Below are 26,530 nucleotides of genomic sequence, written 5' to 3' on the forward strand. Positions count from 1 at the left end.
TATTCCGCATGATTGATCAACTATCTTCGCCCATGAAACTTATTTCCGAATAACCTTCAACACTATTAACATTGGGCGATAAACAATGCGCCAACCATTTCTAGCTGGTGCATTGTTCGCTGCTCTTAATTCCGCTTCCGCCGTTTGAAACCGACGAGTCCTAACAAACCGCCTAACAACGCTAGCCCCCACAGTGGTGAAGTTGATTGTTCATCCGTCTGTGGCAACGTCGTCTTGGTAGCCGTAGCCGGCGTGGCTGGTTGCTTCGTAGCTGTAGCGGCTAATGCAACCGTTGCGGCCGCACCCTGTTGTCCATTTTGAGCGGCCGGCGTCCGTTTACCGGCTGGTGAAACCGTGTCCGCTTGGCCGCCCGTAACGGGTTGTGGCTTAGCCGATGGCGTTGGCTTAGTTGGCGTGACCATATCCGGTTCAGTCGTTGGCTTGGTTGGTTTCGTCGGCGTGGTTGGGGTCCCTGGTTCAGGGTTAACCTGGTCGCCGTCACCGGTGTTGGTGTATAGGTAGGTCACCGTGATGTCGCTGTCGCCCATAGTCCCAGTGGCATTGGCCGGCGTGGAAACCAGTTCATAACCATCCAAAACGTTCGTCGCCGGACTAGTCGTGTAAGCATCCCCGGTCTTCCCAGTAATGACCACGTCCGGTGCGACCTGCGTGCCATCGGCCGTTTGATAGTGAACCGTGACCGTAATCGTTTGTTCTGGATTGGTTGGCGGCGTGACGGTGCTGTCTTTGGTGTAAGTAACTGTAAAGGTGTTGGCTTCGTCTCCATCACCAAACTTAGCGGGTGCTAAATCGCTAGCCGTGTAACCACCAATAGCCGGTGACTCGGGGAAATTAATTGAATCCCCATACTTGCCAGTTACTTGCTTGCTAGGAGCCGCTTCACTGCCATCTGCATAGACATAGTGAACGGTAGCCGTCTCATCGTTAGCTGCATAAATTAGGTTGATTGTAGAGTCAGTCGCCAGAGTCCCCGATAGTTGTCCATCGGTTACCGCTAATTCCTCTCCGTCTTTTTCCGCCTTGGTAAACGTATAACCCGTTAACCCAGGAACTGCGACTTGCCAATCCTGACCATAGTCGCCCTTCATCGTTTGAGAATCTGCAATCTTATTACCATTTTCATCTAAGAAGTTAAACGTCGTATCGATTGACTTTACGCCAAAGAGAAGTGTGATATTGGTAGGGTCCTTAGTATAAGTCCCCGTGATTGGTGCATTATTTTCAGTTCCAATAAACGAGTAACCCTTTTGCATAATCTGTTGGACATACGCCATGACATTAGCGGACTGATTCAAGTCAAATGAGTCACCAAGAGTTCCAGCTAACGTTACCTGTGGTGCTAAAGATAGTCCATTCTCATTCTTGAAAGTGACGTTTACGTTACCAACCGTATCATCTATTCTATAGGGAACCACTATTTCTCCCTCAAATGGATATCCTCCCAGTCCAAAGAGAGAATCGTGCCAGTTCATAAACAGATAGCCCTGACTAGCATTCAACTTCCAAGTGACTGTCTGTGAATCAAGATTTGTACCCACACCATCACTGGCAAGCCCAAAATTCTGTGAGGTCACTTCAGGCGCAATTGGTACATTTTGCCCTTGAGCATTGGTCACGACAAATGATGGCAAAGTGTAAGTATCTGAATTTAACACCACCTGTGGAAACTTAATTACTTGATATGACATAGGACTATAAGACGCGAGTGTGTCAATCGAATTTTGCAGTGCTGAAATATCATAAAGTTGATTGTAACTTAAAGAAACCGAATGTAACTTCAGGTTCTTTAAAGCTGAGATGTCAGATAGGCTATTCATCTGAAGATTCACATCGGTCAGTTTTTTAAGATTCGCTAAAGCACTGATGTCAGAAATGCTCCCATAAACAAATCTGCCATTCCAGCTTAAGGATGCATCAAGGTCTGGATTGATACTCAAATCTTGCAAGTTAGTCGCATATTCTAATCCTTGCAAAGAGCGGATGCCTAAAACCGCATTATGATAGTCCTCATTTGCTTGCTCATAGTGCAAATCGGAATAAAAACTAACCAAGGTAGATAGCATCTGTTTTGTAATTTGATCAACAGAGGAAATGTCATAATCTCTTTCGAGACGGTGTAACACCACTTGTTGAAGATTTTTATCCGGCATCCACTGATCAATCGACTCATCTGCTTCAGTTACCGGCGTTGCGGCGGTAACTGCTGCCGTTGCCGTTGGTGCTGGGGTGGTTGGCGCAGCTGGCGCCATGGCCCGAGCGGTGTGCATCATCTTCGTGCGCGTTGGTGCCTTGATCCGCATATTTGGTGTCACAGCCGTGGTGATCTTCGTGACCGGTTTCGTGATGGTGGCGGTTACATCTTTGGTAGGCGTTGGCGTCTTAGACGTTGGCGCTGGTGTCGCTGATTTCACTGGCGTTTCTGGCTTAGCCGGCGTCTCAGTCGTGGTTTTGGCAGTCGGTGCTTCGGCAGTATCTGTCTTGGCAGCCGCTGGCGTTTGATCCTGTTCGCCCGTGGTTGTGGTCTCACTAGTAGTGGCGTCATCTGTTGACGGATTTTCCGTCTCATTTTCCGTAGACGCTTGTTTGGTCGTCGACGACAAGGTCGCCGTCTTGGCTGGCGTAGCGCTCTGACCGGACTCGCTCTCCTGGTCAGATTCCGCGGCACCCGTGGTATCCGCATGTGCCGTGGGTCCCCCAGCGACGCCCAAGGCCAAGGTGGCGGTCACGATACCCGCGAAGACCCAGGCCTTCCCTTTCTTGTACATCTTATAATGCTCTTTCGTATTCATCTCATTAAACATAAATAACACCCCTCTAAAACATGTTATTGACGTCTTAATTCCGCATAATTACGAGTTTATTCGGGCATTTCTCATCCCCAACGATGTATGCCCTTTACAAGTTTCATTATAGTGTCTTTTGTCAGAAAAATCCAGTCAACATATAAAACGGATTGGCCATCTTTGTGTTAATTCAATTAACAGATACCCCTAATTAGTTCGTGATTTCATTCCCGTTATACCAGTATCTATCGCTAGTAAGACGTTTTAACCATTTCACATATTCCGCTGAAATATTCTCAAAATCTTTTATGTTACAGTTTTAAAAGTATGTAGAAAAAGACTCGCTTAGTTTTTCAACCAAGCGAGTCTTTTTGAAATTTTAATGCCATTTTCGCAGCCAACCGACACCCAGACCGGCCACCAGCGTTGCCAGCGCTAACCAGCCCACTTTAGCCGAGAGTTGAGCTTCGTCGGTCTGCGGGAGTGTTGCTTGAACCGCTTGATTCTGTTTCTGCGCCAGTTGTTTAGCAGCCGGTTGGACCTGAGTCCGGGCCGATTGGGCAACCGGCGTGACTTGTGGTTCAGATTCTTCCTGTGGGCGGTCGATAGCGATGTCGGCCCCCATACCAGCCTCATTGACCGTGTTATCGCCGGTCATATCCACAGCATCATCGGCCAGTTCATCGCCTGACGCCCCTTCTTCATCCGGAGTAGCCTTGGCTTGGTAAACGTAGACCACCGCAATGTCCGCCTCGCCCAGCGTACCACTCGCGTTCGCTGGGGTGCCAATCAGTTCTAAGCCCTGGTCACTCAAGTCCAGTGGCGTCGTCGTATACGCTTCGCCGGCCTTCCCCGTGAAGCTGGTGTCGCCCGCAACCGGCGTGCCATCCGCCAATTGGTAATGGACCGTCACCTTAATCTCCGCGACGGGGGTCACGACCGGCGGCTGAACTGGCGCCGTTCTTTCGTAAACGTAGACCACATCGATAGGGTCCACCCCGTAAAGGCCCGTGGCGTTTTCCGGCACCGTCTTCAGCTGGTAACCCGCGATTTCTCTAGCCTGCGTTTCGTAGCTATCGCCCACCAGTCCCATCGGCAGCACCTCGTCATCGCGCAAGGCCTTCCCCGCCTCATCTTGATAATGGACGGTCACGGTTGCGGCTTCGTCGGCGATTTCATAAGGCTGGAAGATTGCGGCCAAAACGTGTTTGCCACTATTTTCACTAATTTGGCCAATCAAGAAATACTTGTTTTTCTGGGGGTAAACCGTATAGCTCGAGCTGGTCGTCGTCGGCCCGGGCTCTTGATCGTAAATACCGGTAAACGTCAGACTGCCATCAGCATTTTTCTTGGGCGCTCCATTCATTCCCCGGTAAAACAGTTTCTTAACGCTCTGCCCATTACCAACGACCCGGTACGGCATCGTAAAGCTATTTCCCGAACTCCAGGTAACCACCTGGCCGTCACGGTCCACGTACAATTGCGAAATATCGGCCGTTCGGGTCCGGCTATTCACCCGAATCGGGGGCAAGATGATGTACTGCCAATCCGTGGTGAGTCGGTCGAATTGCCGCCCCGCCAGCACGGAGAAGTCGGTAATTTGGTTATAAGCCAGGTAGAGTTCCTTGATGTTCGTCAGGCCAGCCAACGGCGTGATGTCGCTGATGCGGTTTCCCGACAGATCCACGTACTCTAGCTGCTTCAGTCCTGCCAACGGGCTAATATCCGTGATGTCACCGAAGACCATGGTCGACGTATTTTGTGACGCTGAGAAATGAATGGACTTCAGGTTAACGGCGTGCTCCAGCCCCTTCAGTGAAAACGACGTCGTGCCATCAATGTAGGTGTCGGGGAAGTTGCCCCCACCGGAGATTGACAGCGAGGTGATCAACGCCAGGTCGTCTTGGGTAATGTCCGCCACGCTGTCCCAATGACGACCGTTGGCGGCCTGTGTACTCAGCCCCTGTAGCTGCCGCAACACTTCATTTTGTAACGTTTGGTTCGGCAACCACTGATCGATAAAATTGTCGACGACCGACGCCGCAGAAACCGCTGCCAAATTGGCCGTCATTGCGGCTGGGGCAGCGATTTTAGGTGCTGGTGCCACCCGTTTTTCAACTGGGTCGACCGCTTCTTTTTGGTCTGGCGCTGGTGCTTTCGGGGACGTCGGCTTGGGGTGGCTAGTTGCCGGCGCTTCCACTTCCTCCGCTTCATCCAGCTCGTCTGGGGCAGCTGCTGGTTCTGGCTGGTCCTCATCAGCCGACTCAGTGACGGGCACAACCGGCTTTTCAACGGACTCAGCCGATTCCTCCGTCACTTCGTCCGCGGCTTCGGCAGTTGGCGTAATCGCCGCTTCGTTCGTCGTCGGGGCTGCGTTGTGCAGCGTAACGGTCTCTTCTGGCTCACTACCATCCATGTTCTCGGTCGACGTCGGCGTACCGTCCGGCGTTTCCGTCGCCGCAGATGCCGTCACCACACCCCCGCACGCCAGCGTCGCCGTCACGATTCCCGCGAACAGCCACTGTTTCCCTTTTTTATACATCTTATAATGCCGTTTCTCATCAGTTAAATTGAACACGATATTTCCTCCTTCGTCGGGATTACGCTTAGGGTGTCACAACTATGGTCATCTGATGACTATTGACTCGTTATAGTAAGTATACAGCATAACTAGTTTAACTACCAATTATGATTGTACGCAACTAATAAGATAGTGTACTAAATTGGCACTTCTATTAATTAAGTTATATTTAATTAGACAAAAAATCATATTTAGCCTCGGAAATATTTTAACCAGACTCCCCAGACTGGATAATCTTTACTTAAATAAGTGACCTTACAAACCGCCAAAATTGTTACCTTTAACGCCAGGACCACTTAGTAAGTTCTCCCCGCCAACTCAGCGGTTCACTAGGACAGCCGAGCCAACCATGCTACACTAGCGGTGATCCCAAGGAGGCGAGTTAATGTTATGTGATGCCCATTGTCATTTGGATGGTAGCGCTGAACTGGCGGCCCTACAGCGCGACGAGCACATTTTGGCCGTCATCAATTGTCAGTCCCCGACCGAATGGGAGACCAACCGCAGCCTGGTGGGCGATCACCAGCCCCTGAGCTTTGGCATTCACCCCTGGGCGGCCACTACGCTGCACTGGGCCGAGGTCACGCCCTATTTGGAGGCGACCCAGCTGATTGGCGAGATTGGCATGGACAGTGTTTGGACCGACGTCAACCTGTTGGAACAGGCACGCTTGTTTGAAGCCCAGCTCCACTTTGCTCACGACCACCGCAAGCCAGTGATCCTGCACACCAAGGGCTGCGAGCGCGCGGTACTGACGGCCATTCGCAAATACCCCAACCGTTACCTGGTCCACTGGTACGCCTCGCCGGAATATCAAGCCGATTATATTCGCTTGGACTGTTACTTCACGATTGGCCCGGACGTTTTGACCGATCCCGCGGTCACCCAACTGGCGAAAACGATTCCGTTGAACCGCCTACTGATTGAAACCGACGGCCTGTCCGCCGTGGCGTGGGCCCAACACCGCCCCGTGCAGGTGACCGACTACCCGGCGATCCTGAAACAAAGCCTCCGCATCGTCGCCAACCTCCGCGGCCTGGCCCCGGTTGATTTGGAGGCGCAGGTTTACCAGAACTTACAACGCTTTTTAAGCTAACTGAAGGTTGAAAGTGAAATTAACGCGCTGATTGCTGCAACGACAGTGTTCTGACACCTAAAATTGGTGAAACCAGGCGCCTGCGTCAGCCAGGGTTCCGCCTGCTCTGGGGAACGGCTCCAGCCTGAGGAGCGGTCTTCCGCCTCGCTTGAAAGCCTGGCAAAAACGGCCAGTCTCTCAAGTCGTCCCGCGCTGTAGGCTGAGAAAAAACCTCAGCCAACACCGCCGACACAGCTGGCTCCACCCTGGCTGCCTCCGGCAAGGTAGCGATTATCAGTAACACTGTGTTAATGAAAGACTAGTCGTCAATGAAGTTACATCTAGGGTTAAGGCAACTGTTACTAACACGCACTACCGTAGCCGGGAGTTCGCCAAATATGGGTTCAGCCGCTTGAAGAGAGTGTGACAACAGGCGGTTAACTGGCGAGCATTAACGGTGCTAGGCGGATAATCCCGGTCTTGGATTATTTGCCTAGCAGTGTTAAGCGGAACCAGTTGCCTGTTGGCGCACGTTTCGACTATGAGGCCATTTTGAGACGTGGGCTACAGCTCAAAGCGAGGCGTCGGACAGATTACCCCGTCCCCAGCGCTCCAACCCATATTTGGCGAACGGTAGGCGGCCAGTTTGCATTGTGAGGTTGAAAACGACTATTTTTGTCGCCATGAATCGCATGCTAACAGTAGTTCCAGCTGATTTCCGTCTTTCAACCTTTAGAAGCTAATGAAAACCGCGTGTGCTAAGTTTCAGCACCCGCGGTTTTTAGCTCTTCATCCATCCATTAAGCTTTTAAAATTAGTAGGTAATCCAGAATTGCAGGCCGGCAGCTAAGATGCCCCCAACCAGCGGCCCGACCATTGGGACCCAAGCGTAGTTCCATTCCGCGCCGCCCTTGTGGGGAATCGGCAAGATGGTGTACGCCAACCGCGGACCCCAGTCACGCGCCGGGTTCAAGGCGAATCCCGTAGTCGACCCCAGGCCCATACCGACGACCATGATGACCATGCCGACGATAAACGGCTTCAACCCGGCCGTAAAGTTGCCCAGGTTCAGGAGAATGAAGACGAAGGCCCAAGTGGCAATCGTTTCAGAGAGGAAATTAAAGACCGGATTCTTAACGGCTGGCTTCGTGGCGAAGATGCCCACGTGATTGCCGTTGGCTTCGTCAGGTGACGCTTGAAAATGGGGATAATAATGGATAACAACCAGCGCTGCCCCAACGAAGGCGCCTAAGAATTGGCCCAGCAAATAGGGAACGACGTCAGCCCATGGGAAGTAGCCGAACACCGCGAACCCAATCGTCACAGCCGGGTTCAAATGGCCTTGCGAGCCCAACAGGCCGGCCACGTAAACGCCCATCGTGACCGCCATCCCCCAGGCCACGCAGACGTAGGTCCAGTTGGCCCCTTTGGCATACGCTTTGTTCAAGTTAACACTCGCCATGGTCCCGACCCCTAGTAGAATCAGAATCAGAGTTCCAAAAAATTCACCGATAAAACCACTCATGTAAAACACCGTCCTCTTAAATATGTAATGGATTAAATAAGAGCTAGTCATAGTCTATCACATTCTGTAATGATTGTAGATACAGAAATGATAACGGTTACAGATTATGATTTTAATATGAGAATTTGGGGGTGATTCTGTCAAAGTTTGTTATGGAAACTAACCTCTGGCCGACGAGAACTCAGCGGGACCCGCGGCCGTGTGGTCAGCCAACAGCGCTTTGACGGTGGCGCCACCATGACAACTAGTCCCCGTCTGTGGCGACACGGTGCGGGGTTGGCCGCCTGACCATTTACTGGGCTGGGCCGCCAGCAAGCAGTCGCGACGCTGCGAAACGCGCCCAATCCTCTCCCAACAAAGGTCCTTTCCCGGCCCAATCCATCCAACCCTTGTAATATTACGGCCGCCCACAGAACGGTAATCGCAATGATTTTCTGTCGTAATGGTTCTGTAACCCCCAACGGTTATCTTAGTAATTGTGGAAAGCAGCAATTAAACAATTTACATATGAGGGATGGAGACCAACATGAAGACATTACAAAAGATTAGTTTCGCCGTGGCCTTTGCCGCCGCGCTAGTACCCGTACTGAGCCAAGGCACCACCGCTCAGGCCAACGCCACCAACACCATTGTCAGCACCAGCAACATGACCGACACCGCCTACACGCGCAAGAGTGCGACCGGTTGGACCTACAACTTGGGCGGCACGGCCAGCAACATGACGTTTGGCAAGAAGACCCACTACCTGAAAAACTACCCCAACACCACCTGGCACGCCACCAAGAAGCGCTACATCATCAAGAAAAACGGCGTGAAGTATTTATACTACTACGTGACTAACGGCCGGAAAACGGCTTCTGGTTGGATCTGGCACGGGTATTTACAAAAGAAAAACTACGCCCACACCAGCACCGCAACGACTGGCACCGGGTCGTACAGCGATCTCTATAGCGTGGCCAAGGCGCAACTAGGCAAGCCTTACGTGTACGGCGCCAACGGTCCCAGCTCATTTGACTGTTCCGGCTTTACCAAGTACGTCTTCAACAAGGCCTTGGGGCAAACGCTGCCGCGGACGGCACAGGCCCAGTACGATTCCTACACCCACGTCAGCGCGGCTAACGCCAAAGCCGGCGACCTGATTTTCTTCGGGACCAGCAAGAACAATATCACCCACGTGGGGATCTACAAGGGCAACCACAAGATGATCGACGCCCAACTCCGCGGGGTCATCAACGAAGCCACCAACGTCTCCTGGTGGCACACAGTCGGCTACTCTCGGCCCGCGACATTAAGCTAAATCAAACGACTAAGGTTAGGGCTGCGGCTCTAGCCTTTTTTGCTGGTAACTGAAAAAGAGTGTGACAACAGGCGGTTAACTGGCGAGCATTAACGGTGCTAGGCGGATAATCCTGGGTCTGGATTATTTGTCTAGCAGTGTTAAGCGGAACCAGTTGCCTGTTGGCACACGTTTCAGCCATGAGGCCATTTTGAGACCGTCTTTTGGCTCGCGGCGTTCCAACCCCATATTTGGCGAACTCTCGGCTATGGTAGTGCGTATTAGTAACTATCGTTTTAGCCCCAGACAGTAGCTGCATTAACGACTAGTTTTTCATTAACCAGTATTGCTGATAGCCGTCAACCTTGCCGGAGCCTGGCTGACGCAGGCGTCTGGTTTCACCAATTTTGGGCGTCGGAACACCGTCGTTACAGCAATCAACACGCCCATTCTACTTTCAACACCTCCGGCTGAGCAACATAAAAAGCGCACCACCACAATTAGGCAGTACGCTTTAAGCTTCTATAATGCTGATTTAGGCCAAGGCCGTCTTGTTGCCACCGTTTAAAATCTTGAAGAAGTTAGCCAGTTCCTTCTTCCGGTATGAGGCCGGTACGAATTCCCGGATGGTTTCCAGGTCAAAGCCGGTAGCCAACTTGTTGCGGTCAACGACGATCGGGTTCTTTAAGATTCCCGGATTCTTTTGTAAGAGATCGACCAGTTCGTTCATCCCCATGTCTTGTACGGACGCAGGCAAGGCCTTGTAAGCCTTAGAACGCGTTGAGATCAGGTCGTCGGTGCCTTCTTCGGTCAAAGAAAGCATGTAAAGAATTTCATCCTTGGTTAAAGGTTGTTTTTTAATGTCCCGTGCGGTGAAGATGGCGTCGTGGTTAGCCAGCCATTTCATAGCTTTGGTTACCGCAGTGGTTTTTGCATGAAAGTACATTTTGATCATAAAATCGCCCTCCAATTGTCTATCTTCGATGAGGTACTCATTTTAGCACTCTATTTCTTGAGTGCTAATTATGTTTCTCATTGTACACCACAATTCGCAATGATGGAACCCATTTTACTCGGTCTAGGCCACCTTTTAACAATTTCTTCAGATTCTGCTAAAATCCGGTGGTCTGCCACCCATTTTCAAGGGCTTACAATACACTCTACCAAGGGAATGCAACCGTTTTACGTCAGAACCGTGAAGATTGTTTGAAGATGGCCATCGAGCTTGGAAACAGTGTACCATTTCCCAGGGAAAACTGTCTTTGATGCGAATCAAGTTTGAAGGAAAACTTAACAACCCAGCGAAAAATTTGTATTTTCGCTGGGTTGTATTTGAGTATTTAGATTTTAATTGTCGGGGTCGTCGGAGACGGGGGACCATTCATCGCCTCCGTCGCTCTGTGCTTCTAAGACACCCATCGCACTAACTCGGAAGAACCCAATTGTCGGTGCGAAGTCCTTTCGGCCATTGTCAATAACTCTGACAACAGCTCGCCCCTGGTCATCCTTGGTACTTGGAAAACACGCCGCCTTTTTGTAAGTATGCTTCACTTGGTTGTAATCTGGCAAATGCCGAAAAATCCAATCGTAAAGCTGATCAGATGTCAGATTCTTAGCTGAACTATTATCAAACCCAAAGGCCTGTCCAGGCTTAGCAGATGCTTTATACAGGTTAGACAGACGATTGGCACCATCGTTAACCGTCAACTGATTGTTCTTCAAAACTGCTCGATAAGCATTGACAAACCGTCCTTGTGAGTAAGTCTTCAACAGGTAACTGTTGTCAGCCAGCTTTTGGTACTGTGTTTCATCATTAGCTCCCCAGCCGGATCCAGTCTTGGCGACCGTGTACCGCGACGTAAAGGTATCCCTTTGACCGTCTACACCGTCCGAACTAATAAAGAAACGGGTACGCTCATACGGATCATCGCCGTCAGAAACAGAGTAAATATGCGTTGACCAAGTCCCCGTCAACTCAGAGGGCGCTCCGGCAGTCCAATGACCATCGGTATCGCCAATCAGGTAGGTCGCAGTATGATCAAGCGCTTTGGATTTAACAGAGTAGTACGCATTTTGATCTGGCCGACTGAGGTCGACGGTGAAGTTGTCGCCATGACCTTTTTGAACCTTCAACTGGGGTTCGTCATATTCCGATTTTCCTAAGCTCAGCACCTTCGCGTCAATCACGGTACCGGACTTCGCAGTGACCCGCCAGTGCCAGCTGCCTTGGCGATAGTAGAACTGTGAGTAGGTCATTCCCTTGTCGCCCTGAGTGCTTTGGTCCTCGGCATTCTTGCCCATCAACGGCTTCAGTAGCGTCGTCATTGCGGATGGTTTGGGCGTTTCAACCTTCGCCACCGTCTTCTTGGTGCTGGTCTTGTCCGCGACCTTGGTGGACTGACTAGTCTTGCTGTGGCTGGCGGTCGATTTGCTGTGATTGCCACACCCCGCAACGCCGAGGGCGAGCACTGCAATCAGGCTGGCCCAGACGATTTTTCTCTTCATCATGATTCTTAAACCTCTTTCTATGTATGACAAGGTGAACGCAGGCTAACGCGTGGTTAGTCGGCGTTCATCTTGTGGTGATCGCTTATTTGCCGAAGAAGGCTCTCCGGCTAGCTAACGTTGGTAACTTCGTGTAAACGTCAGCAAACTGCTTACCATTGGCAGAGTGGCTGATCGTCAGTGATTTTCCTTTAAGCTTGTAGTACTCCGTCGAAACGTACTTGCCATCTTTCGTCTGTAGTTTACGGTACCCATACTTGTTCTTCGTGGTGAGTGTAAACGTCTTTTGACTCAATTTTTTGGCCAATTTCAGTGGGCGATTACGTTTCGGAATCACCCAGTTACCCTTCTTGCTCTTCACGATTGCGCCCATATTATAGGTCGTCTTGGTAAACTTTTTAAGGTAGGCCAACTCCCCCATGTTCCCAAAGGCACTCCGCATATCCTTGGGGACCGTAGTTAACTTAGCAGCTTGCGCAGACGTTGGGGCCGCCAAGCCGATACCGAGAAATGCCGCTGACAGTGCGACTGCTGGAATAATCTTCTTCATTTTCGAAAGTCCTTTCTAGTTCCAGATTTGGCCTTTAATTCGTGGGAAGTGCTTAAACTTAGTCATTGTCATCAATTTTCCACGCTTACCAAAACCGGCCTTGATCTTCTTGTTACTGATTTTCCGAACGCGATAGTACTTAGCAAAAAGCTTGTGAGTTGCCCGGTCCGGATAAGTTCCTCTGATTAAGTAAGTCTTGCCCTTCTTTTGGTATTTCACGTTCTTAGCAACATCGATATCAGCCTGAGTATGCTTAATTGAAAAAGTACGCTTGGTCCCTCTGGCCCACGTGTATTCTTTATACTTATTCTCAAACTTGGTCCGGAATTTCTTATTCCGCACAAATTTTGGCAAGCCCTTATGCCAAGTGGCTGCGTCCGCCGTCGTTGCCGTTACCCCACCAAAACTGATGGCGACTAAGGCTGTTACACCTAACTTAAATGCTTTATTCATTTTTCAATTTCCCCTAATTTCATTAAGAATTCAATCCTGACACTTCTGACAAGTACAAGAGATTCGTTACTTCCAAGCGTGACCATTCACCTTAGGATAGTGATAGAAGCGTTGCACAGTAACATACTTGGAACCTTGAGCCTTTTTCCCCTCGGCGATCTTGATTTTCTTTTGGCTTACTTTTCTGATTCGGTAATAACCATACGCCTTACCAGGGTGGCCGGAGTACTTATTCCGCGCCGTTGCCAGCTTATCAACGCCCTTAACAACGTAAGTCTTACCCACCTTCTTATACTTGGTATTTGAGATGGTCAGCGCTGCGCCACTTTGCGGACGATGCGTGGTCAACACGGACTTCGTTCCCTTGTACCAATCGTAATCAAGATAGCCATACTTGTGATTAAACTTAGTCCGGTACATCTTGTGCCGAATGATTTTGGGCAGACCCTTATGCCAAGTGGCTGCGTCCGCCGTCGTCACCGGTGCCGCCGCTCCCAAGCTAACCAACGTAACCAACACCACGCCGACCTGACGGAGACGCTTGTTCATTTTTTCATATGTAATCCTCCTCGGACTGGCCACACACCAGCCCCGTTCTTGTCTACTTAAAGCGATAGCTGACGGTCAAGCTAATTAACCGATTTCACAATCGCTCTCCCAAAGAATAGCAAAACCGGTCGGCCGATAACAGTTCTTCGGACTGGCAGAGTTGCAAGTCACTCTGCACAAAAAGTTGCGGACACCAAAAAGACGCAGCCAACGTCCTTAAAACGTTAGTTGCGTCTGGGGTGGTGCTTAAATTAGGAATCCAAATCGAACGCCAATGCACGCGTCCACAACCCATTACTCATTTGGTAATAAGTCGTAACCTTGCCGTTGGAATCCGTCCGCTTGACCCGGTGCGTAATCGTGACGCGCCGTTCAGCGATGTCAGCTGTGGTGCCCTTTTGCTTGGCCAACAGTGGATCATCGAATGGCCGGGTGTAGACCGGGTAGATCTTCATCAAGGTCAGATCACGACTGTATTCTTCATTGGTGAAGGTATCAAAGACCAAGGCCTTGGCCCGGATCCAGTACTTGGTCGTGGACTTCTTGCTGAAGCGAATCCGGTACCACTTACCCGTATCGGCCGTGGCCCGCATGTCGATGTAGACCCGCATCTTCTTTTGCTTCTTCCAATTGTACTTCATGATATTCCAGTTCTTGTGACCGCGAATATGGTTGTACAAGGAATACTTATCAAAGTTATCTGCGAGTTGAGCGTGTTGGGTGTCCAAGCCCGCCACGTACTTTTCGCTCTTGTTGGTTTGCTTACGCTTCTTCAACTTCTGCGGCTTACTGCTGGAACTCGAGTTCGAGTTGGACGATGGCTTGTGGACCGTCGTGTTGGTGATGGTCTGTTGCGACGTGACGTTGGTGTCCACGACGCTGCCCTTGGTAATCTTGTTATCACTGATGTTGATGGTGTCGCCCGTTAACGGGAAGTTCCCCTTAACAAAGGTGGCGCCAGTCTTTTGCGTGATGGCCTTGTTACCGGTGATGGTGACGTCGGTCATCGGGTTATCCGCGGACGTACTATCCAAGAAGACGTACTGCTTGGTAGGGTTAACGTTGGTAAACGTGTTGTCCGTGATGTTTAAGTTGGTCATCGTGTAATTGGGTTCGGAGTTCAACAGGTAAATGTAGTTCCCAGACCCCAACACGTGTTGGTTGATGAACTGGTTGCCGGTGATCCACAGGTTGGAAATGCCCTTGAAGTGAATCGTGGCGACCCCGTCATCCATCAGTGGCTTGGGATCGACGACCGTGTTGTTGGTGAAGTGGACATCATGGATGATGCCGGCTTTCCCGTGACCGTAGATAGCGTGCTCACCGATCGGGTTCGGCGCATACGATGAGACCTGCCCGGACTTCTTGGACACTGGCAAGAACTGGTTGTTGTCAACCGTCACGTCATAGCTCGGTAAGTTATCATACTTGTCGCCCTTGTTCTTGTAAGACATGGCCTTCTTGTTGGAGTAATCCACTTGAATGGCTTCCTTGAAGTCTTGTGAGCCGTTGAACCCGGTGAATACGGAGTTCGTGATGTTCACGTTGTGGCTCCCATCGATATCGATGTAGTGGCCAGTTGGTGATTCGGCGTTATCAAAGACACATTTGTCAAAATTGACGTTGGTGGCATGGTGAATGCTTTGGGTGAAGACACTTTGGCCCTTGGCTGTGTTATCGCCTTGGAACGTTGCGCCCTTCCAGGTCACATTACTGATCCCACCATCGTAACCGGCTTCCGGACTCGGGTAAGCAAAGTTTACCCGATTTCCATCCGTAATCCGGAAAACGGCACCCTTGTCAAATTTAAACGTGATGTTCGAATGCAGCTTAATGGCACCCTTGTCAAAGAGGTAGGTTCCCTTTGGCACGTGAATCGTGACACTCCCGCTCCACTTGTCGATCATTGCTTGCAAAGCGTCGTTGTTCGCCGTCTTGGCGTCACCGACCATCCCCTGGTGCTTTGCGTTGATCGTGGAAGCCGCTTGTGCGACCGTGGTTCCACTAGTCCGTCCCGGCAGCACGTTCGCCGGACTTAGGCCTAACAGCGTTGCCCCCGTCGCAACGACTACCAGTAGACCCAGCTTTTTCCTCAGATTCAAAAAATCCCCTCCAGTTCCAAAATTCTTTCCACATGTTCCATTATAGCTAAGACATGAAAGCGTTGGGTCATCTTAACCAAATTGTCACACGATTGAAAGATTCCAGTCGTAAAGGGGACTTATTTTCAATATGAATTTAATCTTGCGAACTTACATTAATTTTGCAATATCGTCGTGTAAGCCGTTCAATCGTTCAACGACTTGACCGCGAACTTGCGTGTAAACCTTGACACCATCCGGCGTTAACTTCAGGTTGTGTTGGCGCCGGTCGACTTGTGAGGCGATACTTTCGATTAAACCAGCCCGCAGTAACCGGGAAATCTGCCCGGAGATCATGGACTTGGACACACCGATTTGACCAGCGAACTTCGTTGGCGTGAACTCATCTTTTTGGTCCGTGATGGCATGTAACAGATTGAATTGTTCCAACGAAATCGTAATTTCCTCCGTCTTGATCGTGGTGACTGGCCGCATGATCTTTTGAAGTTGCGAGAACCATTCCAAGGATTGGTTTAAATCGTTCGTTTGCGTCATTTAATCTTTCTTCCTTTCTGCATTGCGTCATCGGGTCATTGGGTTTATCAGACCCGCTAACCATTTATTATAGCCCTTATTTTCAGTCTTTATGTTACTGATTCATTAATATTTTATAGCATATTGGTTAAAAACACTAGTAATTCGAACCCTTTTTTGACTCTTCAGCTAACGTACACCATTGAATTCCCTACTTGAAGCCTTTATCATTAAAATTAGAAATTCTTAAAAACATCAAGGAGAAGACGATGACACACAACATTAAACTGATTGCCACCGATGTCGATGGCACCTTTCTCAATCAACAGCGACAATACAACCATGACCGCTTCGACGACCAGCTGACCCGCATGACGGCAGCTGGCATTCATTTCGTTGTGGCCAGTGGGAACCATTTGGGCCACTTACAACGGGTCTTTGCCCCCACACCACGCGTCCAAACCTTCGTGGCGGAAAACGGGGCTCAGATCGTCGACCAGGGCCAAACGCGTCTGGAAACCGCCCTACCGCTACCACTGGTCCGCCAAGTGATCACCGAAATCTTAGCAGACCCGCAGTTGCGGCCCAAAATCTTACGGTTGTCCGGGGCACATGGCACCTACATCCCCCAAGACGACCAGCCCAGCGACCTGGCGTCGCAAGACTACTTCTTTAACAACATCGTCCGGGTCGCGGATCTCACGCAGGTCGAAGACACCATCTACAAGATCAACGGTGAATGGCCCAACGAGACGATCCAGGCCTTGGCCGCCCGCTTGAATGCGCGTTTTCCGGGGCAAATCAATGCGATGGCCAGTGGTTTTGGGAGCATCGACATCGTGGCTGCCCACATGAACAAGGCAATCGGCCTGACCGAACTGGCACAGGCCTGGCACATTACACCGGCCGAAATCGCCGCCTTTGGAGATAACGACAATGACCGCGACATGTTGGCGCACGCTGGTTTAGGGGTCGCCATGCAAAACGGGACCGCCAGCGTTAAGGCCGTCGCCGACCTCATCACGCCCACCGATAATAATCACGACGGCGTATTAAACGTCATTGACGCCATTTTAGCCGGTGAAGTTTAAAAGTAGCTAAACCATTCGTCACTTGATTCACTTAGGGTCTAGGCCATCGTCAGTCCACAGCAAGCGCGCAATCAACCGCCACATTTGCGGCGAAGCGTGTAGCCGGCCGTGACCAATACCGGCAACGTGGTGTTCGTGATACGTCAGTGAACTGGGGGCCACCAGTGACCGCAGCGCCGTAATCTGATAGACCGGTACGGAACCGTCTGTCAACCGTCCTGAGAGCGTCCCATAGACGTTGTGGATGGTGCCGGGACCGAGGTTACCCAGGTCGGCCCGCACGGCTTGAAGCCGCTGAAAAGCTGCATCAACGGGGTGCGTTCGATCATGTTCATCGACGGGCGCCCCCAACAAGACCATCCGGTTGAGTTGGGGCATGTCCGCCGCACCACCATGCAAAAATAAACTACTAACCGCAGCACTGCCACCCCAAGAATGGGCGACCAAATTGTAGGTCGTCACTTGGTCGTGGCTTTTTAAGTACCGCAAAATACTGGTGATCCAGGTGATCTGCTGCTGATAATCCGCCGTAAAGGGATGATCAAACAGGACTTGAATCAAGGGGTTGCTGGCGGTATTGGGCCAATGTCCCTTCACGCGCAGCCCGCCGTGGCGGTCGACACAGATTGTGAGCACTTGATGGCCCATCCCCTGTCGCGCCAACCACCGCAAGAGCCGGTTGTAGGTCCAGGCATTACCACCCCAGCCTGGCACAAACAGCGTCGGCGTCACGGTATACGGCCAATCAGGTCGGCGCCGTTTCAGCGGTTCGCTGCCCAGCGTTTGTCGACTGGCCCAGTGCAAGCCTAACCAGCCAGCCCCCAAAACCATTGGGAGCGCAGTTAATTTACTAGCCATACCGCAACCCTCCTTGAACTTATCTATTATGCCAGTTCTTTTCATTGCGTACAAGTGAAAATTTGTGCAGAAAAACAATCACTTCTGTTAACCAATCGTGTTCAAAATTCATCCGCATAAGTTAAAATTCGGTTCATCTCGCCTCCTCAGTGACATTTCTCCCCCATTTTCGTCATTTTAACGGAAAATGCATTTGACAATTGTCCGGATAAAAATATATGATAGGGTTAAAATGAAAACGCTTCAGAAAAATAGAATCGAGGACTTGCTATGCAAACTGCAACGAAACACTGGGACACTTACCAAAACGAAGCCGTCACAGAGTATACAATTGAAAATGATCATGGTGTGACTCTTTCCATCTTGAGTTGGGGTGCCACTTTACACAAGTTAACGGTACCGACTGACAAGGGTGATAAGAATCTGGTGCTATCTTACCACAAGATGGCGGATTATTTAGCTAATCCGTTCTACGTTTGCATGGGTATCGGCCGAACTGCCGGCCGAATCACTCGCGGAACCTTTGATCTCGACGGCCAAACGGTCCACGTCGACGCCAATGAGGGGCAAAACACCCTACATGGTGGCCCGCACGGCTTCAACACGGTCAACTGGGCCGGTAATCTCGACACGACCGACCCCAACAAGGCCCGGATTATTTTGACCCACACCTTCAAGGGCGCCGACGACTCGTACCCCGGTGATCTGACCGCCAAGATGATCTACACGCTGGACAACCACGACCGCGTCACGTTGACCTTTGAAGGCAACACCACGGCCCTGACCCTGTTCAACCCCACGCTGCACGTCTACTTCAACGTCGGCGACGATCAATTGATCTCCGGCCAAACGCTGCAGATCAACAGCCAAGAACATTTAGACCTCGACGACGAAAAGCTGCCTACGGGTAAAATGGTTGCCAACGCCGGCACGCCTTACGACTTCGCCGACGGACAAAACCTGGGTCACGCCATCCGCGGCCTACAAGACATCCCCGAAAAGGGCTTCGATGACGTTTACCACGTCACGCCAGGCGCCGACGACACGATTGCCAAGTTGTCCGACCCACAATCCGGCCGCGCCGTGACCATCAAGTCCCAGCGCAACGCCCTGGTCGTCTTCACGGCCAACTCCTTTACCTCCGACATGAAACTAGCCACTGGCGCCGGACAGCCTTACATGGGCGTGGCGTTAGAGGCACAGACCTTACCGGATTCTCAGAACTTCCCCGAGTTCGGCGACGTCAAGCTGGCACCCGGCGAGACCAAGCAGTACGAAATCACTTACGATCTGACTTACTAAGCCAGTGTGGAGCTGGCCGCGTTGGGTGTGTACTGGCCGCCTGCCGTGGCGGTAAATATGGGCTGGAACGCGGTGGGCGGACCGGCCGAGCCAAAGGACGGTCTCGCCCTCGCTTTGAGCCGAAAGTCGCGTCTCAAAGACGCCAGTTGTCTAAGCGGCATAAACCGTACCGCTAAGGCAACTCCCACGGCTGAGCCCATATTTACCACCACTCTCGGCTACGATTCGTGATCGATTGACCGACTGGTTTAGGTCGTCTGTTTGTATTTTCGATTTCAACTGGTCCGGTATCCGCGTCTGAACGCCGGCCTACTGACCGAACTTAACTTCCATCAATCATCTAATAGCCACCACCAATCCCCTAAAGTTCACTCGGGATGGGCGGTGGCTATTTTCTACGGATTCTCAGGTCGCTTTCGTTGACAGGTTCCTGGGCGCTATGATAGATTGGTAAAACGTAATTATTACTATTCTAACTATAAAGGAGCATCACTGATTCATGGCAAAGAAGTCAAAGATTGCAAAAGCTAAGCGCATCGAAGCGACCGTCGAACGTTATGCCGAACGACGGGCCGCATTGAAGGCCGCCGGGGACTACGCGGCGCTCGCCCTGTTACCCCGCGACGCCTCGCCAACCCGGATGCATCACCGTGACCACTTGGATGGCCGGCCCCACGCCTACATGCGCCAATTCGGCTTGTCTCGCCTGAACTTCCGCGAACTCGCCCACAAAGGCCAGATTCCCGGCGTTCGCAAGGCTAGCTGGTAAAACTAGGAAGCAGTTAGGATGAGTTGTTAGCCGCTTCATTACCGGAACTGGCCGCCTACCGTTTGTACTAACCTCCAGCGGGGAGAATCCCGTCATTCTGGTAACTAATGCGTTAATCACACTTTCAACCTTCACAGGCAATTCTTACCCACACCAAACGCAGCCCCGTTTGACGTGGGTTTTTCTATGCCGTAAACTAGGGCCAATACGCAAATACGAAGGAGCACATGACACATGGCAGAAGTTTTAACCGTCCTACAGGAATTCGACGTCTTCGGTAACGGTGACGCGTCCCCTTACGGCATTGACACCCCCAAGATCAATGCGCAATTCGTTGGTGTCGCGCCAGCCGTGGCATTTGACGTTCACAACCAACCCAAGCTGGCACGCGTCAACGCACGCAAACTCCGCGACATTGAGCAGGCCGTTCGCCAGCAATTCGCCTCGCAACTGAACACCCTGGATGGCCCCGATTTGGCGGAAAACCTGGGCGTTATCCAGCAGCTTATCACCGCTTTCAAGGACCGGCTCGAACAAGACTTGCTGGTCCCCGAGCAGCTGGAGCTCGAAAGTCTGACCACCAGCGGCGAATGGTTGACCTACTGGCAAGATGAGGCCCCCCTGGTGCGCGCCAAGGAACAGCAACGCACCAACTTGCCTAAAGATTTTTAACCGACAAAACGAGCCTGGGATTTTTCGTCCCAAGCTCGTTTTTTGTGGTTAAAATTCATTTCTCTAGCTAATGCAATTACGGCCGCGTAACGTCTCGCGCCACCTGGTTCAAATCAACGCTAACCTGCTGAACGGTGTCTCGGGGATAAGCCTTGGCCACCTCAGCAAGCGGCGACGCTACCGGTAACTCTGCTGCGTCATACAGCATCAACCCCAGCGCCGCCGCTGCCTGCCTGGGAGCTGTCGCTAACGACGTTGCCTGACTGATAGCACCAGGTACATCGGGGAAACTAATCGTGAAGCTGGCCGTCTCCGGATCCTGCTTAAACACGGCGGGATAAGCCACAACTTTGTGTGTCATCTTCTGCCTCCTCATCTCGAATCGTCCTCGTCCCCAAGAGAATACCGGTAATTATGTCAGATAGCAAGTAATCAGACCCAGTTCAACTCGCACCAACTCACCTGATTACCTCTAGTCAAAACAAAAATGGCGCCCACCAACAATCTGGTGAACGTCATTTTACGTTTCATAAATTATTCAGTAACCGCGCTAGTCAACTCAACCTTTTCGCCGGCCACGTCAATCGTCAATGGTTCCCCACTGATCAGCTTGAAGTGTGGCCCGTCGGCGTGGACGCTGACTTCGATCAGACGACCACGGAAGACTTGCCGGAAGCTGTAACTTTGCCATTGCTTAGGCAGGAATGGGGCATAGTGCAATTGATCATTGCGGACCCGCATGCCAGCGAAGCCTTGAACAACGGCGATCCAACCACCGGTCATGGCCGTGATGTGTAAGCCATCGACCGTATCGTTGTTGTAGTTATCCAAGTCCAACCGGGCCGTCCGGTTGTAGAGCTCGACGGCCTTGTCTTCGTAGTGCAAGTCAGCCGCCAAGACGGAGTGGATAGCTGGTGACAAGCTGGATTCGTGCACCGTCAGTGGTTCGTAGAAGTCAAAGTTGGCCTTTTTTTGTTCTGGCGTGTAGTCATCGATGAAGTCCCAGATACCTTGTAAGACATCCCCTTGCTTGATGTAAGGTGACCGCAAGATCTTATCCCATGACCAGTTCTGGTTGATTGGGCGTTGGCCTTCTGGAATGGCGCTGACGGGTTCGATGTCCTTGTCCAAGAAGCCATCGTGTTGGACGAAGATGTTCAAGTCCTTGTCGTAAGGCAGGTACATCCGGTCCACGATATCTTGCCACTTGGCCTTTTCGTCAGCGGAAATCGCTAACTTCTTGGCCGTATCGTGGTCGACCTGGTCCAAGATTTCCAACGTGTACTTCAAAGTCCATTGCGCCAACATGTTGGTGTACCAGTTGTTGTCAACGTTGTTTTCGTATTCGTCAGGACCCGTGACACCGTGGATCATGTACTGGTTGTTACGCTTGCTGAAGTGGACCCGGTCAGCCCAGAACTTGGAAATTTCGGTGAGGACCTTAGCCCCTTCATGCAAGACGTAGCTGGTATCGCCCGTGTAACGGGTGTAGTTGTAAATGGCAAAGGCAATGTCGCCATTCCGGTGAATTTCTTCGAAGGTGATTTCCCATTCGTTGTGGCATTCGATCCCATCGAAGGTCACCATTGGGAAGAGGGCACCGTCCAAGCCTTGTTCCTTGGCGTTGACGTAAGCCCCGTCCAGTTGCTTGTAACGGTACATCAACAGGTTGCGGGTGACTTCTGGGTTCGTAATGCCCAGGTAAACGGGAACGGCAAAGGCTTCGGTATCCCAGTAAGTGGCACCACCGTACTTTTCACCGGTAAAGCCCTTAGGCCCAATGTTCAAGCGGGAATCTTCACCGTAGTAAGTGGAGAACAGCTGGAACAGGTTGAAGCGGATCCCTTGTTGTGATTCGTCGTCGCCGTTGATGACCACGTCGGATTTTTCCCAACGCTTTGCCCAAACAGCGGTGTGCGCTGATAAGAGGTCTGCATAAGTCGACTTGGCCACCTGATCACTCAACTGGTGCATGGCAGCCGTCAACTTGTCTTGGGTGTCGTAATCGCGAGAGGTGACCACGATGACCCGCTTTTCCAGGCTGGTCTCGGCTTGGGGCGCCAAGTTGCCGGTGTAGGCATTGACGACTTCCTTGTCGTTGGGCTGCGTCACGGCGACGTTCTTCAAGTCCGTGACCGTGCGCATTTCCATCCCAGAGGTGAATTGCGGTGTGCCAAATGGGTTCGGTGTCGTCTTGGCCACGATGCTACCGCTGTCTTGGCCTTGTTCGGCGGCTAAAACGTCCCAGAAGCGTTCATCATAGTTGGCTTCTTCGTTCTTGACGTCGGCATCGATGCTTGGCTTGATCGTGACGTCCACGCTGTCAGCGCTTAAGTTCTTGACCGTGACCTTTTGAACGGAGAGTTCTTGTTGGGCTACACTCAAGAAGCGTTGGAAGGTCAAAGCAACCTTGACGTCGCCACGTTCAACCGTAAAGGAACGGTTCAACACGCCCTGCTTCATATCCAAGTCCAACGTAAAGTCACTGAACTTGTCCTTGGCTAAATCAATGGCTTGTCCATTGATTTCAATCGGCAACTTGATGAAGTTGACCGCGTTGACCACTTTCCCAAAGTACTTCGGGTAGCCGTTCTTCCACCAGCCGACCCGGGTCTTATCAGGATACCAGACACCCCCTAAGTAGATGCCTTGCAGTGAGTCGCCACTGTACCCTTCTTCAAAGTCACCACGCATGCCCATGTAGCCGTTACCCAGGCTCGTCATGGATTCTTGCAGACGCTTGTCTTTCGGGTCAAAAGTATGAGTAATGACGTTCCATGGTTGTACCTCAAAAATACGTTTCATGGTTAACAGGTCTCCTTTGTTTTAGTCAATCAGTCAAACTGTTCTATCACAGAAAAGAGCGACGCTGGTGGTCAGCCGCCTACATCATGGACTTCCATGACCCAGTCTCGGTTAAGCCGCTAGGCCGCTCCCTCGGCAGACAGGACAACCGTCGACCGAAGTTCATTTCTTAAATCATCTAAATCAAACGTTCATCCAGCAATTTCAAACGATTAAGCTTTGTACGTTTCCTTGATGGCCCCAACAGATACGGCCCCGATAGCCATGATGATACCGGCTAACAAGAACATGTTGGCTTGGGCGCCACCCAATAATGGGAACAGCGCGAAGCTGGCCAGGGAAGCCACGATTTGTGGCAAGCAGATGGACCCGTTGAACAAGCCCAGGTAAGTCCCCATGTGGGCCCCGGACAAAGCGTTAGTAACCATAGTCAATGGGTAAGTGTTCATCGCAGCCCAGGCAATCCCAACTAAGATGAATGAAACGATCAAAGCGTATTGATTGTGCAGGAAGAAGACGGATAAGAACCCGATGGCCCCTAAGCCTAAACTCCCAGCGTAGCCCAACTTGTGGACCCGGTTTGGCAATTTTGCTAAGACGTAAGACCAAACAACCGCAGCGATGGATTGCACGGCAGCCAAGACCCCGTACCAGTTCCCAGCAGCCTGGTAACCAGCAGAAGCGGCGTTAGTCGTGTGCCAAACGTTGGCAGCGATGGCCCCAGCGGAGTAAGTCCACAGGTATTGGAAAGCTACCCAGCAGAAGAATTGAACTAAAGTAACGGTCCAGAAAACCTTGGGTGCGGACTTCAGTAGCGTCCACCAGTTCCCACCTTCAGCGTTATCTTCCTTGGTGATCCCATGGTATTTCGCATAGGTATCTGGGTCGTATTCGTGGACCCGGAAGATGGTGAAGAGGCTGGTGATGACCAGCAGGATAGCCCCAACATAGAAAGCAACCTTAACCGTTGCGGGCACGACCCCTTTAGACGCCGTGTTGGCAATCCCAACGGCTGCAAACAGGAATGGCAGGATGGCCGCTAATACGGCACCGGTGTTGGACAAGAAACTTTGAATCCCGTAAGCATAACTCTTTTGATCATCGTTAACCATGTCCCCGACCATCATCTTGAAGGGCTGCATGGCCACGTTAGAAGACAGGTCCAAGAAGGCCACGGTGATAGCCCCGAACAACAGCGCCGCCAGTGACGCGTAACCAAAGCCCATACTCCCGGAGTTTGGCAACAGACACATCACGATGACCGCGACGATAGTCCCTAACAACAGGTATGGCAACCGGCGACCACCTAATTTAGGCGCCCAGGTCCGGTCGGAATAATACCCCACGATTGGTTGAACGATTAATCCAGCCAGTGGTGGCAAAATGAAGAACCACCCTAAGCTATTGGGGTCGGCCCCAATGGTTTGGAAGATCCGACTCATTTGGGAACTTTGTAACGTGAAGGCGGTTTGGACCCCCAAGAAACCAAAGTTGATCATCCAAATGGTACTGGCAGACAGTTTAGGCAAGCCACTCTTCGGCTTGGCTTCAGCTGTTGGTGCCTTTGCAGAAGCAACATCTGACATGTGAAAATACCTCCTCAAACTAACAAATAATAATTGCTGAAAACGATTACATTGCATATTATGGCACCGCTTTAAAATTAATGCAACCGTTTGCGCAAACTTTTTTGCGGATCAATTTGTCGTTTGGCAGTTCACCTGACAATTTAAAAAGGCTCGCTCACGGGCTTTATTGCCAGTTGAACGAACCTAAAAATACTATTTAATTTCGTACGGAATTTTGATTCGACCCGGCGTCGGCGTGGCCAATGGTTCCCGGTCACTGAACAATAACGCGACAGTCGCCGAACCCATTTTTTCCGGGAAAAGGTTAATGGAATGCAGGTTGGCGTCGGTCAATCCTTCCGGCAGCGAGTGGTTAAAGCTGACGATGGGAAAATGTTTGACGGCCGACTGTTCACGAACTAACCGATAAAATTCAATCGCGTTGAAATCATCCGTGGCCATGATGCCATCAATCTCGGGATGCTGCTTGATGAACAACCGAACCCGGTTGAGCTCGCCCAATTTGCAGGTCAACGGTTCGACGTTGAAGGTCGCCGCCACGCGCTCATAGCCCTGTCGCCGCTGTTGTTCGTAGGCCCAGTTGTGACTGGACTCCACGAAGACCGGATGCTTGACGTGCAGCTGGTCCAGCAGGTAGGTCGCTCCACCGATACCGGCTTCCAGGTTGTCGTTGTCGACGAAGTAATCGCTGGGATGGTCATCGGGCTGGCCAATCGTCACGAACCGCAGCTTTTGTTGCCGCAGGAAGGCCGCAATGGGGTCGTCGTGGTGGGCGTACATCAGGACAAAGCGTTTGATCTTGCCCTGGGCCACCATGGACTTGACGTTTTCCAACAGCTCATCGGCGGTCTTACTGATAGCCACCGACAGTACGTAATGCCGTTGCGTCAGCTGGCTGTTGATGCCCCGCAACAGGTCGATGTAAAACGGGTTTTCTGGTTGGCTGTGGTCGGCCGTCGGGAAAACGACCCCGACCGCATTGGCCTCGCCAGCCGTGAGGTTTTTGGCATTATAGTTGGGTAAATACCCCTCCGCCTCCGCCAGGGCCTGGATCCGTTCTCGGGTCGCCTGACTGATACGGGGGTTATTGTTTAACGCGCGCGAGGCCGTGGAAACAGACACACCAGCCTTCGCCGCGATGTCGCGGATAGTTAACATTTTTTCTGACTACTCCTTGTGCAATCACGCAGTTATCATAAAACCACCTTACCATAGAACCGGATGCATTGAAACTTTTTCCGGGTTTACCTGGTGGGTGAGGTTGAGCCGATGCATGGCTGACGGGATTGTGTAGACTAGCCGCCTTACCGCGGTGGCAAATATGGGCTGGAACACTGAGGGCGGACCGGTCGAGCCAAAGTACGGTCTCGCCCTCGCTTTGAGCCGTCAACCCACGTCTCAAAGACGCCAGTTTTCTAAGCGGCTCCAACCCAGCCGCTAAGAAAACTCCCACAGTTGAGCCCATATTTGCCACCGCTCTCGGCTACGGGACGGGTGGTCAGCAACTGTCG

The 26,530-nt window shown here is 51.4% G+C and carries 21 protein-coding genes; 6 read left to right on the forward strand and 15 right to left on the reverse strand.

Going from position 1 to position 26,530, the window contains the following annotated elements:
- Positions 1-125 precede the first annotated feature (125 nt).
- Entirely contained in the window at positions 126-2,822 is a 2,697-nt protein-coding gene (locus LKH74_RS05330) for a MucBP domain-containing protein (protein WP_287788528.1), read from the reverse strand.
- Positions 2,823-3,183: 361 nt separating this feature from the next.
- A complete protein-coding gene (locus LKH74_RS05335; RefSeq protein WP_287788530.1) occupies positions 3,184-5,382 on the reverse strand; it encodes a MucBP domain-containing protein in 2,199 nt (732 codons plus the stop codon).
- A 388-nt stretch (positions 5,383-5,770) separates the two neighbouring features.
- Between LKH74_RS05335 and LKH74_RS05340 the strand changes: the two genes are divergently transcribed.
- Positions 5,771-6,481 (forward strand): TatD family hydrolase, encoded by a 711-nt coding sequence (locus LKH74_RS05340; RefSeq protein WP_135367331.1) that lies wholly within the window; start codon positions 5,771-5,773, stop codon positions 6,479-6,481.
- Between the two features lie 793 nt (positions 6,482-7,274).
- Here LKH74_RS05340 and LKH74_RS05345 read toward each other — a convergent pair.
- The gene (locus tag LKH74_RS05345; protein ID WP_125576384.1) at positions 7,275-7,985 is read right to left on the reverse strand and encodes an MIP/aquaporin family protein; all 711 of its coding nucleotides are present in this window, start codon (positions 7,983-7,985) and stop codon (positions 7,275-7,277) included.
- A gap of 526 nt (positions 7,986-8,511) precedes the next feature.
- On the opposite strand from LKH74_RS05345, the gene LKH74_RS05350 reads away from it, so the two are divergent.
- The gene (locus LKH74_RS05350) at positions 8,512-9,282 is read left to right on the forward strand and encodes a C40 family peptidase (RefSeq protein ID WP_135367330.1); all 771 of its coding nucleotides are present in this window, start codon (positions 8,512-8,514) and stop codon (positions 9,280-9,282) included.
- A gap of 514 nt (positions 9,283-9,796) precedes the next feature.
- Here the strand turns inward: LKH74_RS05350 and LKH74_RS05355 are convergent.
- The 7 genes from LKH74_RS05355 to LKH74_RS05385 form a co-directional block, all read right to left on the reverse strand.
- Positions 9,797-10,216, reverse strand: a complete 420-nt coding sequence (locus LKH74_RS05355) for a Spx/MgsR family RNA polymerase-binding regulatory protein (RefSeq protein WP_135367329.1) — start codon at positions 10,214-10,216, stop codon at positions 9,797-9,799.
- A gap of 392 nt (positions 10,217-10,608) precedes the next feature.
- Complete coding sequence (locus LKH74_RS05360; RefSeq protein WP_287788533.1) at positions 10,609-11,769, reverse strand: hypothetical protein; 1,161 nt, start codon at positions 11,767-11,769, stop codon at positions 10,609-10,611.
- A gap of 82 nt (positions 11,770-11,851) precedes the next feature.
- Entirely contained in the window at positions 11,852-12,316 is a 465-nt protein-coding gene (locus tag LKH74_RS05365; protein WP_287788534.1) for a hypothetical protein, read from the reverse strand.
- A 15-nt stretch (positions 12,317-12,331) separates the two neighbouring features.
- The gene (locus LKH74_RS05370) at positions 12,332-12,769 is read right to left on the reverse strand and encodes a hypothetical protein (RefSeq protein WP_287788536.1); all 438 of its coding nucleotides are present in this window, start codon (positions 12,767-12,769) and stop codon (positions 12,332-12,334) included.
- A 66-nt stretch (positions 12,770-12,835) separates the two neighbouring features.
- Positions 12,836-13,318, reverse strand: a complete 483-nt coding sequence (locus tag LKH74_RS05375) for a hypothetical protein (RefSeq protein WP_287788537.1) — start codon at positions 13,316-13,318, stop codon at positions 12,836-12,838.
- Between the two features lie 251 nt (positions 13,319-13,569).
- Positions 13,570-15,420, reverse strand: a complete 1,851-nt coding sequence (locus LKH74_RS05380) for an N-acetylmuramoyl-L-alanine amidase (RefSeq protein WP_287788538.1) — start codon at positions 15,418-15,420, stop codon at positions 13,570-13,572.
- A 150-nt stretch (positions 15,421-15,570) separates the two neighbouring features.
- The gene (locus tag LKH74_RS05385) at positions 15,571-15,954 is read right to left on the reverse strand and encodes a MarR family winged helix-turn-helix transcriptional regulator (RefSeq protein WP_135367320.1); all 384 of its coding nucleotides are present in this window, start codon (positions 15,952-15,954) and stop codon (positions 15,571-15,573) included.
- Between the two features lie 248 nt (positions 15,955-16,202).
- Here LKH74_RS05385 and LKH74_RS05390 point away from each other — a divergent pair, with 248 nt between their 5' ends.
- Positions 16,203-17,024 carry a Cof-type HAD-IIB family hydrolase gene (locus LKH74_RS05390; protein ID WP_135367319.1) on the forward strand — a complete coding sequence of 274 codons (822 nt, stop codon included), beginning with the start codon at positions 16,203-16,205 and terminating at the stop codon, positions 17,022-17,024.
- Between the two features lie 27 nt (positions 17,025-17,051).
- Here the strand turns inward: LKH74_RS05390 and LKH74_RS05395 are convergent, their stop codons facing one another.
- Positions 17,052-17,882: an alpha/beta hydrolase gene (locus tag LKH74_RS05395; protein ID WP_287788540.1), complete on the reverse strand. Its 831-nt coding sequence runs from the start codon at positions 17,880-17,882 to the stop codon at positions 17,052-17,054.
- A 270-nt stretch (positions 17,883-18,152) separates the two neighbouring features.
- On the opposite strand from LKH74_RS05395, the gene LKH74_RS05400 reads away from it, so the two are divergent.
- From LKH74_RS05400 to LKH74_RS05410, 3 genes are all read left to right on the forward strand, one after another.
- The gene (locus LKH74_RS05400) at positions 18,153-19,184 is read left to right on the forward strand and encodes an aldose epimerase family protein (protein ID WP_287788542.1); all 1,032 of its coding nucleotides are present in this window, start codon (positions 18,153-18,155) and stop codon (positions 19,182-19,184) included.
- Between the two features lie 499 nt (positions 19,185-19,683).
- A complete protein-coding gene (gene rpsN, locus LKH74_RS05405; protein WP_135367317.1) occupies positions 19,684-19,953 on the forward strand; it encodes a 30S ribosomal protein S14 in 270 nt (89 codons plus the stop codon).
- A 234-nt stretch (positions 19,954-20,187) separates the two neighbouring features.
- Positions 20,188-20,625 carry a hypothetical protein gene (locus LKH74_RS05410; RefSeq protein ID WP_287788543.1) on the forward strand — a complete coding sequence of 146 codons (438 nt, stop codon included), beginning with the start codon at positions 20,188-20,190 and terminating at the stop codon, positions 20,623-20,625.
- A gap of 76 nt (positions 20,626-20,701) precedes the next feature.
- Here the strand turns inward: LKH74_RS05410 and LKH74_RS05415 are convergent, their stop codons facing one another.
- The 4 genes from LKH74_RS05415 to LKH74_RS05430 all read right to left on the reverse strand — a co-directional run bounded on the left by LKH74_RS05415 (position 20,702) and on the right by LKH74_RS05430 (position 26,177).
- A complete protein-coding gene (locus tag LKH74_RS05415) occupies positions 20,702-20,986 on the reverse strand; it encodes a type II toxin-antitoxin system HicB family antitoxin (protein ID WP_287788544.1) in 285 nt (94 codons plus the stop codon).
- A gap of 173 nt (positions 20,987-21,159) precedes the next feature.
- The gene (locus LKH74_RS05420; protein WP_287788545.1) at positions 21,160-23,430 is read right to left on the reverse strand and encodes a glycoside hydrolase family 65 protein; all 2,271 of its coding nucleotides are present in this window, start codon (positions 23,428-23,430) and stop codon (positions 21,160-21,162) included.
- A gap of 212 nt (positions 23,431-23,642) precedes the next feature.
- On the reverse strand, positions 23,643-25,016 hold the full coding sequence (locus tag LKH74_RS05425) for an SLC45 family MFS transporter (protein WP_287788546.1): 1,374 nt from the start codon (positions 25,014-25,016) through the stop codon (positions 23,643-23,645).
- 195 nt (positions 25,017-25,211) lie between these two features.
- Positions 25,212-26,177, reverse strand: coding sequence for a LacI family DNA-binding transcriptional regulator (locus LKH74_RS05430; protein WP_135367311.1), 966 nt, complete (start codon positions 26,175-26,177; stop codon positions 25,212-25,214).
- Between the last annotated feature and the right edge of the window lie 353 nt (positions 26,178-26,530).

This window comes from Levilactobacillus sp. (assembly GCF_022646225.1).
Taxonomy (GTDB): domain Bacteria; phylum Bacillota; class Bacilli; order Lactobacillales; family Lactobacillaceae; genus Levilactobacillus; species Levilactobacillus suantsaiihabitans.

Excerpts from the sequence above, each read along its gene's own strand:
- LKH74_RS05350 (WP_135367330.1), top strand. The coding sequence starts at position 8,512 with ATGAAGACATTACAAAAGATTAGTTTCGCCGTGGCCTTTGCCGCCGCG.
- rpsN (WP_135367317.1), top strand. The coding sequence starts at position 19,684 with ATGGCAAAGAAGTCAAAGATTGCAAAAGCTAAGCGCATCGAAGCGACC.
- LKH74_RS05355 (WP_135367329.1), bottom strand. The coding sequence starts at position 10,216 with ATGATCAAAATGTACTTTCATGCAAAAACCACTGCGGTAACCAAAGCT.
- LKH74_RS05400 (WP_287788542.1), top strand. The coding sequence starts at position 18,153 with ATGCAAACTGCAACGAAACACTGGGACACTTACCAAAACGAAGCCGTC.
- LKH74_RS05375 (WP_287788537.1), bottom strand. The coding sequence starts at position 13,318 with ATGAACAAGCGTCTCCGTCAGGTCGGCGTGGTGTTGGTTACGTTGGTT.
- LKH74_RS05385 (WP_135367320.1), bottom strand. The coding sequence starts at position 15,954 with ATGACGCAAACGAACGATTTAAACCAATCCTTGGAATGGTTCTCGCAA.
- LKH74_RS05415 (WP_287788544.1), bottom strand. The coding sequence starts at position 20,986 with ATGACACACAAAGTTGTGGCTTATCCCGCCGTGTTTAAGCAGGATCCG.
- LKH74_RS05390 (WP_135367319.1), top strand. The coding sequence starts at position 16,203 with ATGACACACAACATTAAACTGATTGCCACCGATGTCGATGGCACCTTT.
- LKH74_RS05360 (WP_287788533.1), bottom strand. The coding sequence starts at position 11,769 with ATGATGAAGAGAAAAATCGTCTGGGCCAGCCTGATTGCAGTGCTCGCC.
- LKH74_RS05420 (WP_287788545.1), bottom strand. The coding sequence starts at position 23,430 with ATGAAACGTATTTTTGAGGTACAACCATGGAACGTCATTACTCATACT.
- LKH74_RS05365 (WP_287788534.1), bottom strand. The coding sequence starts at position 12,316 with ATGAAGAAGATTATTCCAGCAGTCGCACTGTCAGCGGCATTTCTCGGT.
- LKH74_RS05395 (WP_287788540.1), bottom strand. The coding sequence starts at position 17,882 with ATGGCTAGTAAATTAACTGCGCTCCCAATGGTTTTGGGGGCTGGCTGG.
- LKH74_RS05345 (WP_125576384.1), bottom strand. The coding sequence starts at position 7,985 with ATGAGTGGTTTTATCGGTGAATTTTTTGGAACTCTGATTCTGATTCTA.
- LKH74_RS05425 (WP_287788546.1), bottom strand. The coding sequence starts at position 25,016 with ATGTCAGATGTTGCTTCTGCAAAGGCACCAACAGCTGAAGCCAAGCCG.
- LKH74_RS05410 (WP_287788543.1), top strand. The coding sequence starts at position 20,188 with ATGGCAGAAGTTTTAACCGTCCTACAGGAATTCGACGTCTTCGGTAAC.
- LKH74_RS05430 (WP_135367311.1), bottom strand. The coding sequence starts at position 26,177 with ATGTTAACTATCCGCGACATCGCGGCGAAGGCTGGTGTGTCTGTTTCC.
- LKH74_RS05370 (WP_287788536.1), bottom strand. The coding sequence starts at position 12,769 with ATGAATAAAGCATTTAAGTTAGGTGTAACAGCCTTAGTCGCCATCAGT.
- LKH74_RS05330 (WP_287788528.1), bottom strand. The coding sequence starts at position 2,822 with ATGTTTAATGAGATGAATACGAAAGAGCATTATAAGATGTACAAGAAA.
- LKH74_RS05340 (WP_135367331.1), top strand. The coding sequence starts at position 5,771 with ATGTTATGTGATGCCCATTGTCATTTGGATGGTAGCGCTGAACTGGCG.